General features: G+C 65.7%; 14 protein-coding genes. 12 read left to right on the plus strand and 2 right to left on the minus strand.

Annotated features, from left to right (window positions below; genetic code table 11):
* Positions 1 to 37: 37 nt before the first annotated feature.
* Entirely contained in the window at positions 38 to 871 is an 834-nt protein-coding gene (locus SPO_RS13530) for a transporter substrate-binding domain-containing protein (protein ID WP_011048369.1), read from the minus strand.
* 188 nt (positions 872 to 1,059) lie between these two features.
* Here SPO_RS13530 and SPO_RS13535 point away from each other — a divergent pair, with 188 nt between their 5' ends.
* From SPO_RS13535 to SPO_RS13590, 12 genes are all read left to right on the plus strand, one after another.
* Positions 1,060 to 1,956, plus strand: coding sequence for a LysR substrate-binding domain-containing protein (locus tag SPO_RS13535; RefSeq protein ID WP_158454178.1), 897 nt, complete (start codon positions 1,060 to 1,062; stop codon positions 1,954 to 1,956).
* Positions 1,957 to 2,141: 185 nt separating this feature from the next.
* A complete protein-coding gene (locus SPO_RS13540) occupies positions 2,142 to 3,095 on the plus strand; it encodes an isopenicillin N synthase family dioxygenase (protein WP_011048371.1) in 954 nt (317 codons plus the stop codon).
* A gap of 31 nt (positions 3,096 to 3,126) precedes the next feature.
* Positions 3,127 to 4,248, plus strand: coding sequence for an alanine racemase (alr, locus tag SPO_RS13545; RefSeq protein WP_084790996.1), 1,122 nt, complete (start codon positions 3,127 to 3,129; stop codon positions 4,246 to 4,248).
* A complete protein-coding gene (locus SPO_RS13550; protein WP_011048373.1) occupies positions 4,245 to 5,027 on the plus strand; it encodes an MlaE family ABC transporter permease in 783 nt (260 codons plus the stop codon). Before alr ends, SPO_RS13550 begins: the two co-directional genes overlap by 4 nt.
* Complete coding sequence (locus tag SPO_RS13555) at positions 5,024 to 5,773, plus strand: ABC transporter ATP-binding protein (protein WP_011048374.1); 750 nt, start codon at positions 5,024 to 5,026, stop codon at positions 5,771 to 5,773. Before SPO_RS13550 ends, SPO_RS13555 begins: the two co-directional genes overlap by 4 nt.
* Positions 5,774 to 5,826: 53 nt before the next feature.
* A complete protein-coding gene (locus SPO_RS13560; RefSeq protein WP_044028509.1) occupies positions 5,827 to 6,273 on the plus strand; it encodes a paraquat-inducible protein A in 447 nt (148 codons plus the stop codon).
* A 211-nt stretch (positions 6,274 to 6,484) separates the two neighbouring features.
* Entirely contained in the window at positions 6,485 to 7,846 is a 1,362-nt protein-coding gene (radA, locus tag SPO_RS13565) for a DNA repair protein RadA (RefSeq protein WP_011048376.1), read from the plus strand.
* A 42-nt stretch (positions 7,847 to 7,888) separates the two neighbouring features.
* A complete protein-coding gene (locus SPO_RS13570; protein WP_011048377.1) occupies positions 7,889 to 8,443 on the plus strand; it encodes a CvpA family protein in 555 nt (184 codons plus the stop codon).
* Between the two features lie 246 nt (positions 8,444 to 8,689).
* Positions 8,690 to 9,262: a Hint domain-containing protein gene (locus SPO_RS22265; protein WP_011048378.1), complete on the plus strand. Its 573-nt coding sequence runs from the start codon at positions 8,690 to 8,692 to the stop codon at positions 9,260 to 9,262.
* Positions 9,263 to 9,404: 142 nt separating this feature from the next.
* Positions 9,405 to 10,877: an amidophosphoribosyltransferase gene (gene purF, locus SPO_RS13580; protein WP_011048379.1), complete on the plus strand. Its 1,473-nt coding sequence runs from the start codon at positions 9,405 to 9,407 to the stop codon at positions 10,875 to 10,877.
* Between the two features lie 144 nt (positions 10,878 to 11,021).
* Positions 11,022 to 11,270 carry a hypothetical protein gene (locus SPO_RS13585; protein ID WP_011048380.1) on the plus strand — a complete coding sequence of 83 codons (249 nt, stop codon included), beginning with the start codon at positions 11,022 to 11,024 and terminating at the stop codon, positions 11,268 to 11,270.
* Positions 11,271 to 11,311: 41 nt separating this feature from the next.
* Positions 11,312 to 11,956: an SDR family NAD(P)-dependent oxidoreductase gene (locus tag SPO_RS13590; protein WP_011048381.1), complete on the plus strand. Its 645-nt coding sequence runs from the start codon at positions 11,312 to 11,314 to the stop codon at positions 11,954 to 11,956.
* A 54-nt stretch (positions 11,957 to 12,010) separates the two neighbouring features.
* On the opposite strand, the gene SPO_RS13595 is transcribed toward SPO_RS13590, so the two are convergent.
* Positions 12,011 to 12,853, minus strand: a complete 843-nt coding sequence (locus tag SPO_RS13595) for an ATP-binding protein (RefSeq protein ID WP_011048382.1) — start codon at positions 12,851 to 12,853, stop codon at positions 12,011 to 12,013.
* Positions 12,854 to 12,901: the final 48 nt, after the last annotated feature.

Here is a 12,901-nt window from a genome sequence, read left to right on the forward strand (position 1 = left end):
CGTCGGGAGAGATGCGGCACGGAGCTGGGCGGCCGGCTTAGTCAGCCAGCCAATCGGCAAAGCGCGCATGCTGCTCGGCCAGATAGGCGGTTGCCTGGATGCCCCATTTCTGTTCCAGCGCGACCAGCTCGCCCGACTGATGCCAGGAGTACTGCATGCCCGACATGAAACGGCCAAAGACACAGTCACGCTCGGCGATCGGCACGGCCAGCCCCCAGGGATTGTTATCCTCCGAGACCAGCGGCATCTCGAATTCGTCATAGTGACCCGAGGCCAGATCCGCCGCGATCGAGCTGTCGTCATAGACCCAGGCGATGCATTTCTTGTCGCGCAGCGCCTGCAACGCCTCGGCATTGCTGCCAAACGCTATGATCTGGGCGCCATAGCGCTGTTCGACGATCTGGTTGTAGAATGCCCCCTGCTTGCCGCAGACCGGGCGGTTCTTCAGGTCGGACCATGCGGTGACGCCCAGCGCCTTTGGGGTCATTACATTGGTGCCCGAGGAATAGTAGTTCGGACCGACGATACCGACGATCTCGCGCCGGTCCTTGCGGTCGGACATGGTGGCGATCATCAGGTCGATCCGCCCGCCTTCCAGAAACTGCATCCGGTTCGAGGATTCGACCGCGACCAGTTCCAGCGCGACCCCCAGCGTGTCGGCCACTTGCCGGGCCATGTCGGCCTCCATGCCGATGATGCCGCCAGTCTGGTCGCGATACCCCCAGGGGCGGGTGTCGGCCTTGACCCCCACGACGATGGTGCCGCGCTGGGCGATCTTGTTCCAGGTCTCGTTGGTGCACTGCTCAGCCATTGCGGCGCCGGTGCTCATCAACATCGCGGCAATGGTCGTGCCGCCGACAAAATTATTCATGTTTTCCTCCGTGTTGGACGGCGCTGCGGGCGCCGCGTCGGTCACGGCTTGCGGGTGCCGTGATCCGGGGCAGACCATCGGATATGCAGCGCGGGCAACGCCACGACAAACGGCGCAAGACCGTTGCAATATTTGCAACAGCCTTCCGGCATACGCTGGGGTACACTTGGCACAACAGAGGGGCGGAGATGATGGAACTCGATTGGCTGGAAGATTTTGTTGCCCTCTCCTCAGCGGGCGTTTTTGCAAAGGCGGCTGACGCGAGAAACATCAGCCAATCGGCGTTCACACGGCGGATCAAGAACCTGGAATACTGGGTCGGCACACCGCTGTTCGACCGCAGCGTGCACCCGGTCACCCTGACCCAGGCGGGCGAATCCTTTCGCCCTGTGGCGCTCGACATGATCAACACGCTCAACACCGCCCGGGCCGAGGCCCGGGGGTTGGCGCGGCGCGAGGATGCGGTGCTGGATTTCGCCGCGCTTCATACGCTGGCAATTTCCTATTTCCCGCGCTGGCTGAACCGGATAAGCGGCGCGATCGGCCCGATCCGGACCCGCGTGGTGGCCGAGAACTTCTCGGGCTGCGTCGAGGCGATCCTGTCGGGGTCGAGCGATTTCATGCTGTGTTATCATCACCATACCGTGCCGATGATCGCCGATGACGCGCGCTATCCCTCAATCAGGATCGCCGAGGATCGGATGATCGCGGTCAGTTGCCCGGGTCTGGACGGCCAGCCCCGGTTCACCCTGGACGGGACCGACACGATCCCGCTGCTCTGTTACACCCGCGACAGTTTCCTGGGAAAGATGACCAACCAGATCATCGACCGGGCCGGACTGCGCGCACGCTGTGACTTTCTCTACGAGAACTCGGTCGGCGAGGCGCTCAAATCCGCCTGTGTCGAGGGGCTGGGCATCGCCTGGCTGCCAATGGCCGCTGTCGAACGCGAGCTGAGCGAGGGCCGCCTGATCCGGGTCAGCACCGAAGCGGCCGAGAACCCGATCTCGATTCGCCTGTACCGGTCGATGGAACGCAGCCGGCGCGAGGTTGAACGGTTCTGGTCCTACGCTTCGAGCCTTTGATCAGAGAGAGCGGCAGGCTTGACCCGGCCCGCGCCCGGCGCCACTGTTACCCAATGAGCGCCTGTTTCTTCCCAGTGCCCCGCCGGGTGATCCTCGCCCGGCATTTCGGCCATCGCCGCAAACGCTTTGCCGGATAGCAGAGGGTCATTGATGCCCTTTCCCCCTAACCGCAACGCGAGACGAACATGAGCGAATTTACCCATATCCCCACGATTGCGCTGGGTACGCGCCCGGACGCCGAGATCGCGGCCGAGTTCCGCGCCGCCTATGGCAGCACCGGTTTCGGCTATGTCACCGATCATGGCATCGACACCACCCTGACCGAGGCGCTGTTCGAGGCGTCGCGCCGGTTTCACGCGCTGCCGCTGGCGACCAAGATGGCCATCGCGGTCGACCGCAGCCATCGCGGCTATATCCCGATCAACAGCTCGACCGACGTGAACTCGACCCTCGCCACCGTGACCAAGCCGAACCAGTCGGCCAGTTTCATGATGATGCGCGAGGATGCGGTGGCAGACCCGGACGAATATCTGTCAGGCCCGAACCGCTGGCCCGATCTGGAGGGGTTCCGCGACACGCTGGAACGCTATAGCGCCGCGATGAGCGCGTTGGGCCGCAGGTTGATGGCCATCGCTCTGGACGCCGCCGGTGTCAGCGACCCGTCCATCCTGTCGGCCTTTGACCGCCCCACCCTGTGGCTGCGCCTGCTGCATTATCCGCCCCAGCCCCCGGCCAGCCCCGACGACCTCTACGGCTCGGCTCCGCATACCGATTTCGGCTGTCTGACCCTTCTGGCGCAGGACGGTGTCGGCGGGCTTCAGGTGCGCACCCCGGCGGGCCATTGGGTCGATGTGCCCCACCGCCCCGGCGCGCTGGTGGTCAATGTGGGCGACATGCTGCACCGGATGTCGAACGGCCGGCTCAGATCGACCCCGCACCGGGTGATCAACACCTCGGGCCGCGAGCGGTTCAGTTGCCCGTTCTTCTACGATCCGCATGTGAGCACGGTGATTGAACCACTTCCGGGAACCGGTGCGCCAAAATATCCACCTCTGGTTTTTGGCGATTTCCTCAGATCCGAGCTTGAAGCCGCCTATGACGCCCACAAACCCGCGTGCGCAGCTGCCAATTCCCCTTGACCCCCGCGCCCCCCATGGCATGAACAGGGGCATGAGTACCGCACATCTGACCATCGACCTCGACGCGCTTGCCGACAACTGGCAGGCGCTGAATGCCCGCACCACCGCCGAGACCGCCGCCGTGGTCAAGGCCGATGGCTATGGGCTGGGCGCCGCCCGCGTCGCCGCCCGGCTGGCCCGGGCCGGGGCGCGCACATTCTTTGTCGCCGCCGCCGAGGAAGGCGCCGCCGTGCGCAAGGCGGTGGGGCCGGACCCGATGATCGGTGTCTTCTCGGGTCATATGGAGGGCGACGCCGGTATCCTGCGCGCCAACCGGCTGACCCCGATGATCAACTCGGTCGACCAGATGCTGCGCCATGTGGAACAGCTGCCCGGCCACCGCTTTGGCGTTCAGCTCGATACCGGCATGAACCGGCTGGGGCTCGAACCCGAGGACTGGGCGCAGCTGCGCGAGATCGCGCTGCGCCAGAACCCGGCCCTGGTGATGTCGCACCTGGCCTGCGCCGATGAGCCAGGTCATGACATGAACCGCAAACAACTGCGCCTTTTCAAGGAGATGACGGACGGCATCAAAGCGCCACGTTCGCTGGCCGCCACCGGAGGCATCCTGCTTGGGCCCGACTATCACTTTGACCTCTGCCGCCCGGGTGTCGGGCTTTATGGCGGTGAACCGTTCGACGAGGCCAAGGCGGTCGTCACCCTCGATCTGCCGGTGATCCAGGTGCGCGACCTGGCCGAGGGCGAGACGGTGGGCTATGGCAACAGCTGGACCGCCCCGCGCGCCTGCCGCATCGCCACGGTGGCGGCGGGCTATGCCGACGGGCTGCATCGCGCAATGGGCCGCGGGATCACGCTGTTCGCCGGCAAGACAGCCTGCCCGGTGGTGGGCCGCATCTCGATGGATCTGATCACGGTCGATGTCAGCGGTCTGGATCATGAACCCGCCAGCCTGCAGCTGCTGAACCGCCTGCAGACGGTCGATGACCTGGCCGAGGCCGCCGGCACAATCGGCTATGAAATCCTCACCTCGATGGGGCGCCGCTATCGCCGCAGCTATGTCAGCTGCTCGGCCAGCGCCGACCGCGCCGTCGAATCGATCCGCGACAAGCTGCGTCGCCGCCCCGACCTGTTGCCGCAGAGCCTCGCGGAATGAGCCCGCTTGCCCTTTTGGCGCGGCTGGGCCGGTTGGCCCTGTCGGTTCTGGCCAGCTTTGGCCGGGTAACCCTGTTTGCGCTGGACGCGGTCAGCCATATCCTGCGCCCGCCCTATTACCCGCGCGAACTGGCGATCGCGCTGCTGAACATCGGCTGGCTGTCGCTGCCCGTTGTCGGGCTGACCGCCATCTTTACCGGCGGCGCGCTGGCGCTGCAGATCTATGCAGGCGGCGCCCGGTTCAACGCCGAGGCGGTGGTGCCCCAGATCGTCGCCATCGGCATGGTGCGCGAACTGGGCCCGGTGCTGGTGGGGCTGATGATCGCGGCGCGTGTCACCTCCTCCATCGCGGCCGAGATTGCCACGATGAAGGTGACCGAGCAGATCGACGCGCTGGTGACACTGTCGACCCATCCGATGAAATACCTGACCGCGCCCCGGGTGCTGGCGGCGCTGATCACGGTGCCGCTGCTGGTCGGCATCGGCGATATCATCGGCATCATGGGCGGCTATACGGTGGCGGTGCAGAACCTCGGCTTCAACGCCGCCGCCTATCTGCAAAACACCGTCGATTTCCTGGAAACGCGCGACGTGGTCTCGTCGCTGGTCAAGGGCGCGGTCTTTGGCGTCATCGCCGCACTGATGGGATGCTACTACGGCATGAACTCGGGCCGCGGCGCCCAGGGCGTGGGCCGCGCCACCAAGGGCTCGGTCGAGGCGGCCGCCGTGCTGATCCTGGCCGCCAACTTTGTACTCACGGGGGTGTTCTTCTCGATATGATCCGGATGGAGAATGTCCACAAGGCCTTTGGCCCCAACCGTGTGCTGCAGGGGATGAACCTCGAGGTGCCGCGCGGCACCTCGATGGTGATCATCGGCGGGTCGGGCACCGGCAAGTCGGTGGCCCTGAAATGCGTGCTGGGGCTGATCAGGCCCGACAGCGGCAAGATCTATGTCGATGGCAAGGATGCCGCCGATACCGGCGACCGCGATGCCTTTCTGGCCCGCTTCGGGATGCTGTTCCAGGGCGGCGCCCTGTTTGATTCGCTGCCTGTCTGGCAGAACGTGGCCTTTCGCCTGCTGCGCGGCTCGCTGAAACGCCCGACCGACGAGGCGCGCGAGATCGCGATCGAGAAATTGCGCCGCGTCGGCCTGAAACCGGATGTGGCCGACCGGCTGCCCGCCGAGCTGTCGGGCGGCATGCAGAAACGTGTGGGCCTCGCCCGCGCCATCGCCGCCGAGCCCGAGATCATCTTCTTTGACGAACCGACGACGGGCCTCGACCCGATCATGGCGGGTGTGATCAACGAGTTGATCCGCGAGATCGTGACCGAAATGGGCGCCACCGCAATGACCATCACCCATGACATGACCAGCGTGCGTGCCATTGCCGACAATGTGGCCATGCTGCATGGCGGGGTGATCCAATGGACCGGCCCGGTGGCGCAGATGGACGACAGCGGCGATCCCTATCTGGATCAGTTTATCCACGGCCGTGCCGAAGGTCCGATCGAGGCGGTGCGGTGACCGGCCCGGCAGAAAATTCTACGAATTTTCCGGGCCACCGCCTCAAATCGCCGTTGCCCCTCCGCCTCGCCACCCTCTCACTGCTGATCCTCTACCCCGTCGCCTGGTTCGCACCGTTGATGCGGGCGGGCCTGCTGCCGATCTTCGGCCTCTCCGAGATCAGCGTGATCACCGGGCTGCAAAGCCTCTGGGCTTCGGATGTGGCGCTGGCGCTGATCGTCACCGCATTCGCGCTCTTCGCCCCCTATCTCAAGACCATCGGTACCGCCCTGATCCAGTGGAACCTGCTCGACCCCCGTGCCCAACCGGCCCTGCATATCCTGGGCAAGCTCGCCATGGCCGATATCTTCCTCATCGCGCTCTACATCACCCTGGCCAAGGGCATCTCTTACGCCACTATCGAAGCCGCCTGGGGCCTCTATCTCTTCACCGCCTGCATCCTCGCCTCCATCGCGCTGGGCCTCCTCACCGAACGCCAAATCCGCAAGGCAACCCGCTAAGGCCCCGCCCCCCGCATCCGATCAGAAGAACGACCAAAATCGCCTTCTTTCTGGTCCGAAATACTCCGGAGCGCGAGGCAGAGCCTCGCAAGACACCGCCGCGACAGCGGCGCCCGGCCCAACGCCCGCAGGCGTCCCGCCAGGGGCGTCCGAGGGGGGCGGGAGCGCTTGCGCTCTTGAGATGGCGCGACAGACAGGGCACTAAGCGTATATGGCAAAACCCTCTTTCTCCTGCTCCGCCTGCGGGGCGTCCTTCACCAAATGGTCGGGCCGCTGCGAAGGCTGCGGCGACTGGAACACCATCAGCCAGGATGCGGGCCTGTCGGCCGGTCCGGCCAAGAAATCGCTCGGCGCCAAGAGGGGCCGGGCCGTCACCCTCACCGATCTCGCCTCCGAAGAAGCCCCGCCGCCGCGCGCGATGTCGGGGATCGGGGAGCTGGACCGGGTATTGGGCGGTGGTCTGGTGCCCGCCTCGGCGATCCTGGTGGGCGGCGATCCGGGTATCGGCAAATCCACCCTGCTGTTGCAGGCGGTTGCCGCCTTTGCCCGCAAGGGATTGAAAACCCTCTATGTCTCGGGCGAAGAGGCCAGCGCCCAGGTGCGCATGCGCGCGCGCCGACTGGGGCTGGCGGATGCGCCGGTGCAACTGGCCGCCGAGACCAACCTGCGCGACATCCTCACCACGCTCGAGGCCGAGAAACCGGGTCTTGTCATCATCGATTCGATCCAGACCATGTGGGCCGACAATGTCGACAGCGCCCCGGGCAGTGTCTCCCAGGTGCGCGCCTCGGCGCATGAGTTGACCACATTCGCCAAGCGCACCGGCATTTCGGTCATCATGGTCGGCCATGTCACCAAGGACGGTCAGATCGCCGGCCCCCGCGTGGTCGAGCACATGGTTGACACCGTGCTGTACTTCGAAGGCGAGCGCGGCCACCAGTTCCGCATCCTGCGCAGCGTCAAGAACCGTTTCGGCGCGGCGGATGAGATCGGCGTGTTCGAGATGACCGGCGCCGGGCTGGCCGAGGTCACCAACCCCTCGGCGCTGTTCCTCAGCGAGCGCGGCGCGCCCAGCCCCGGCTCGGTGGTCTTTGCCGGGATCGAGGGTACCCGCCCCGTTCTGGTCGAGTTGCAGGCCCTTGTCGCCCCCTCGCCCCACAGCCAGCCGCGCCGCACGGTGGTGGGCTGGGATGGCGGGCGCCTCGCGATGATCCTCGCGGTGCTCGAGGCGCGTTGCGGCATCCCCTTTGCCGGGCTCGACGTCTATCTGAACGTGGCGGGCGGGCTGAAAATCTCGGAGCCCGCTGCCGATCTGGCCGTGGCCGCCGCGCTTCTCAGCGCGCGCGAGGACCGCGCGCTGCCCGGCGACACGGTGATTTTTGGCGAAATTTCCCTCTCGGGCGCGCTTAGACCCGCAAGCCAGACGGAAAACAGGTTGAAAGAAGCGCAAAAACTTGGTTTCACCTCAGCCATCGCTCCGGCGGGCGGCAAGACCGGCACCCTCGAGGGGCTGACGATGACCCGCCCCACAGATCTGGTCGGCTTTGTCGGCGAGTTCTTCGGAGCCGGATAACACCGCCCCCAAGGGGCAGCAAGGAACGGACAGGCGAGGGCCATGGAAGGTTTCACCATCATCGACGGGGTCGTTGCCCTGATCATCGTGCTTTCGGCGCTGTTGGCCTATGCGCGCGGGTTCGTGCGCGAGGCCATGGCCATCGCGGGCTGGATCGCGGCGGCGGTACTCGCCTTTCTGTTTGCCCCCAAGGCAATGCCGCTTATCCGCGAATTGCCGGTGGTGGGCGAGTTCCTGACCGACAGCTGTGAATTGTCGGTGATCGCCGCCTTCGCCGCCGTGTTTGCACTGGCGCTGGTGGTGGTCAGCTTCTTCACGCCGCTGTTCTCATCGCTGGTACAGCGCTCGGCGCTGGGCGGGCTGGATCAGGCGCTGGGCTTCATCTTTGGCGTGGCGCGCGGCGTGTTGCTGGTGGCGATTGCCTTCTTTGTCTACGACACCGTGATGACCGGGCAGAATTTCACCATCGTCGATGAAAGCCGCTCGGCCCAGGTCTTTGCCCGCATGACCGGCAAGATTGAGGAACAGAACCCCGAGGCCGCGCTGGGCTGGGTCACCCAGCAATACGAAGGTCTGGTCGGCACCTGCGCCCAGTAACCGCTCGCCCATAGCGCGAATCGCGTCCCTACGCCCGCCCGGCCCTGCCGAGCGGGCTTTCTCTTGGTTAACGGGACCTTACCCCACGTTCTCGGAGGCAGGGGAATCCCGCCGCGCGCACCAGGACTGTCGCGGCTTGGGCAACTGTTCTCGGATTTGGCCTTAATCGTGTCGAAAATTCGGCGGAATTCGGACGCCATTCTGGCAGCAGTCCAGAACAGACCTCAATGACAGGAGGACCTACCGATGCTTCTCTCTCATGAAACCGCCTTTGCCCGCTTTACCGCCGTCACCGCCACCATGGCACCACCGGCCCCGGGCCTGCCCGCCGGCACCATGCTGGAGACCGAAGCCGGCTGGAGCCCGGTCGAGGAAATCCGCCCCGGCACGCGCGTTGCGACCATCGATGGCGGCTTTTGCCAGGTGATTGCCGCCCATGCGGTACCCCCTGCGCCGGCGCCGCTCTGGCGCATTCCCGGCGGCACGCTGGGCACCTGCTCGGACCTGTTGCTGCCCGAGGGCCATTTTCTGGCCTTGAACGGCCCCGATTGCCGCCACCTGTTCGGCCTGCCCACGGTACTGGCCCCGGTGGCCGCGCTGGCCGGGTTCGAGGGTATCCACAGATTGCCCGCCCGCCCCCTGCCCGCCCATTCCCTGCGCTTTGCCGAAGAGGAAGTGGTCTGGGCCCAGACCGGCGCCCGCATCCTGATGCCCGGCGAGGCCCCCGGCCGTCATTTCCAGCGTCTCGATTACGGCCAGACCCGCGCCCTGCTGATGCTGCGCAGTGGCGGCAATCTGGCGCCCGACCTCGCGGCCTGAGCCGTTCGCCACCTGTCGGGGCAGTCTGGCCCCGGGTGTCACGAAAGAATTTATGATCCTTTCGTGACACCCGGAGCCAGAGGCAGTATGTGGGGCCTGACACGTAACGGAATCGGAGCTGCCCGCCGTGCATAGCCGCCAGATGCCCGCCCCTCGTTTTCCCATCGCCCATCCCTTTGATGACGACAAGCTGCGCGAGGAATGCGGGATATTCGGGGTGATCGGAGTTCAGGACGCCGCCAGTTTCGTGGCTCTTGGCCTGCATGCCCTGCAACACCGGGGACAAGAGGCGGGCGGTATCGTCACCCATGACCCCGAACAGGGGTTCAACTCGGCCCGCCGCTTTGGCTATGTCCGCGACAACTTCACCTCGCAATCGGTGATGGAAACCCTGCCCGGCCCGCTGGGCATCGGCCATGTGCGCTATTCCACCGCCGGGTCCAAGGGTCAGACCCAGATCCGCGATGTGCAGCCCTTTTTCGGCGAGTTTGCCATGGGCGGCGCGGCGATTGCCCATAACGGCAACATCACCAATGCCAATGCCCTGCGCCGCGAACTGATCGAGCGCGGCTCGATCTTTCAAAGCTCTTCGGACAGCGAATGCATCATCCACCTGATGGCGCGCTCCTTGCAGCGCACCATCCCTGAGCGGATGGAGGATGCGCTGCGTCGGGTCGAGGGCGCGTTTTCGGTGGTGGCGATGACCCGGACCAAGCTCATCGGCGTGCGCGACCCGCTGGGCGTGCGCCCGCTGGTTCTGGGCAAGGTCGGTGATGGCTGGATTCTGTCCTCGGAAACCTGCGCGCTGGATATCATCGGCGCCGAGTTCATCCGCGAGATCGAACCGGGCGAGATGGTGGTGATCACTGCCGAGGACGGGGTGCAGAGCCATTTCCCCTTCCGCCCGCAACCGTCCAAGTTCTGCATCTTCGAACATGTCTATTTCTCGCGCCCCGATTCGATCCTGGGCGGGCGCAGCGTGTATGAGACGCGCGAGGCGATCGGCCGCGAACTGGCCAAGGAAAGCCCGGTCGAGGCCGATCTGGTCTGTCCGGTGCCCGACAGCGGCACCCCGGCGGCGATCGGTTTCTCGCTGGAAAGCGGCATTCCCTATGCGATGGGGATCATCCGCAATCAGTATATGGGCCGCACCTTCATCGAGCCCACCGAGCAGATCCGCAACATGGGCGTGCGTCTGAAGCTGAACGTGAACCGGGCGCTGATCCGGGGCAAGCGGGTGATCCTGGTCGACGACTCGGTGGTGCGCGGCACCACCAGCCGCAAGATCAAGGACATGATCCTGGATGCCGGCGCCAAGGAGGTGCATTTCCGCATCGCCAGCCCGCCCACCGCCTGGCCGTGTTTCTATGGCGTCGACACGCCCGAGCGCGAGAAGCTGCTGGCAGCCACCATGAGCGAGGACGAGATGCGCACGCATCTGGGGGTGGACAGCCTGAAGTTCATCTCTCTCAATGGACTCTACCGTGCAGTGGGCGAGACAAATGGCCGTGACAACGCCTGCCCGCAATATTGCGACGCCTGCTTCTCGGGCGAATACCCGGTGCGGCCCTCGGACATGATCGAAAAGGGCTTCTCTCTGAAAGCCGCCGAATAGGCCTGGTGCAACGGCCAAAGAAAATTCGACGAATTTTCTTGGCCCCCCTCACCGGCGGGAAAATGCCGGAACCGGGGATGTGCGCTTTTGTTCCGCCTGCGCGCCTGATAGAGCGCGCTGTCGGATAACAGAGCAGGCAAGATCATGGCAAACGGCATCGTCGAAGAGGCCGCCACCCAGGCGGCGAAAATCCGTGCAAACGGCCTGACCGTGCTGGGCGTGTTCGGCCCCAAGGATGATCTGCGCGCGCTGGTGCGCCTGCCGGGTGGCAAGATCGAGGAAGTCTCTCCGGGCGACCGCACCCGGGCGGGCGAGGTGATGGGCATCGACGCCGAGGGGCTGATGCTGCGGCATGGTGGCCAGACCCGGCGGATCGGCATCGCCGGGGGCTGAACCCTCTTGACGAGGCGCCGTCGCGCCGTCAAACCGCCGCCATGACACAAGAGACCAAACTGGCCCTGATCACCGGTGCCTCGCGCGGGCTGGGCGCTGCCCTGGCCGAGGCGCTGGCCCCCACCCATCACATCGTTGCCGTCGCCCGCACTTCGGGCGCGCTGGAAGAGCTGGACGACCGTATCAAGGCCTGCGGCGGCAGCGCCACGCTGGCGCCGATGGACATCACCGATCCGGCCGCGATGGCGACGCTCTGCCGTGGCATCCACGACCGCTGGGGGCAGCTCGATCTGTGGCTGCACACCGCCATCCATGCGGCCCCGTTGAGCCCGGCGGTATTCGTCGATCCCAAGGACTGGAGCAAATCCGTGGCGGTGAATGCCACCGCGACCTCGGTCCTGATCCCCTATGTGGCGCCACTGCTGGGAGAGACCGGCCAGGCGGTGTTCTTTGACGACCCCAAGGCGGGGGCCAAGTTCTATGGTGCCTATGGTGCCAGCAAGGCCGCGCAGATGTCGCTGGCGCGCAGCTGGGCGGCTGAGACCGAACGCACCGGCCCGCGCGTGACCATCGTTAAACCTGCACCCATGGCCACTGCCCTGCGCGCCCGGTTCCACCCGGGCGAGGATCGCGCGGCGCTGACGCCCTGTTCGGACGAGGCCGCGCGGATCGTGGCGCTGCTCTGAGCCGGGCGGGCGGTATCGCCTCCGACGGGAGTATTTTCGGCGGACTGAAGGGGCTTAGCGCAGTGCGATGCCCTGACGACCGGCCAGATCGGTGAAGAACTGCCAGGCCACCCGACCCGAACGGGCGCCGCGCGTGGCCTGCCATTCGATCGCCTCGGCGCGCAGGGTGTCGGGTGCCACGCTGACGCCATAGGCGGCGCAATAGCCATCGATCATCGCCAGGTATTCGTCCTGGTCGCAGGGGTGGAATCCCAGCCAGAGGCCGAAGCGGTCGCTGAGCGAGACCTTCTCCTCGACCGCCTCGGAGGGGTTGATGGCGCTGGAGCGTTCATTCTCGATCATGTCGCGCGGCATCAGGTGGCGCCGGTTCGAGGTGGCATAGAACACCACATTCTCGGGGCGCCCCTCGATGCCGCCATCCAGCACCGCCTTGAGCGACTTGTAATGCTGGTCGTCATGGCTGAACGACAGGTCATCGCAGAACAGGATGAAACGCTCTGGCGCGGCGCGCAGGTGGTTGAGCAGGCGCGCGACCGAGGGCAGGTCCTCGCGTTGCAACTCGACCAGTTTCAGGTTCGGAAACTCGGGTTGAAGCGCGCCGTGCACTGCCTTGACCAGGCTTGATTTCCCCATCCCCCGCGCGCCCCAGAGCAGGGCATTGTTGGCGCCATGGCCGGCGGCAAAGCGGCGGGTATTGTCCAGCAGCGTATCACGCGCGCGGTTGATGCCCACCAGCAGGTCCAGATCGACCCGGTTGACATCGCGCACCGGCTCCAGCCGCTCGGGCGCGACATGCCAGACAAAGGCGGGCGCGACGGCAAAATCGGGCGCGCGCAGCGGGGCGGGGGCCATCCGCTCGAGGGCATCGGCGATACGGTTCAGCGCGTCTTCGGTCATCGTGCTCTCCCTTTTCGTCCGGCACAGAAACCATGTTCCGGCAGGGGC

It is taken from the genome of Ruegeria pomeroyi DSS-3, assembly GCF_000011965.2.
GTDB classification, from domain to species: domain Bacteria; phylum Pseudomonadota; class Alphaproteobacteria; order Rhodobacterales; family Rhodobacteraceae; genus Ruegeria_B; species Ruegeria_B pomeroyi.

Bases quoted from the DNA above. Each gene is read 5' to 3' on its own strand.
- SPO_RS13550 (WP_011048373.1), top strand. From the start codon at position 4,245: ATGAGCCCGCTTGCCCTTTTGGCGCGGCTGGGCCGGTTGGCCCTGTCG.
- SPO_RS13585 (WP_011048380.1), top strand. From the start codon at position 11,022: ATGGCAAACGGCATCGTCGAAGAGGCCGCCACCCAGGCGGCGAAAATC.
- SPO_RS22265 (WP_011048378.1), top strand. From the start codon at position 8,690: ATGCTTCTCTCTCATGAAACCGCCTTTGCCCGCTTTACCGCCGTCACC.
- SPO_RS13540 (WP_011048371.1), top strand. From the start codon at position 2,142: ATGAGCGAATTTACCCATATCCCCACGATTGCGCTGGGTACGCGCCCG.
- SPO_RS13590 (WP_011048381.1), top strand. From the start codon at position 11,312: ATGACACAAGAGACCAAACTGGCCCTGATCACCGGTGCCTCGCGCGGG.
- SPO_RS13570 (WP_011048377.1), top strand. From the start codon at position 7,889: ATGGAAGGTTTCACCATCATCGACGGGGTCGTTGCCCTGATCATCGTG.
- alr (WP_084790996.1), top strand. From the start codon at position 3,127: ATGAGTACCGCACATCTGACCATCGACCTCGACGCGCTTGCCGACAAC.
- SPO_RS13530 (WP_011048369.1), bottom strand. From the start codon at position 871: ATGAATAATTTTGTCGGCGGCACGACCATTGCCGCGATGTTGATGAGC.
- SPO_RS13535 (WP_158454178.1), top strand. From the start codon at position 1,060: ATGATGGAACTCGATTGGCTGGAAGATTTTGTTGCCCTCTCCTCAGCG.
- SPO_RS13555 (WP_011048374.1), top strand. From the start codon at position 5,024: ATGATCCGGATGGAGAATGTCCACAAGGCCTTTGGCCCCAACCGTGTG.
- purF (WP_011048379.1), top strand. From the start codon at position 9,405: ATGCCCGCCCCTCGTTTTCCCATCGCCCATCCCTTTGATGACGACAAG.
- radA (WP_011048376.1), top strand. From the start codon at position 6,485: ATGGCAAAACCCTCTTTCTCCTGCTCCGCCTGCGGGGCGTCCTTCACC.
- SPO_RS13595 (WP_011048382.1), bottom strand. From the start codon at position 12,853: ATGACCGAAGACGCGCTGAACCGTATCGCCGATGCCCTCGAGCGGATG.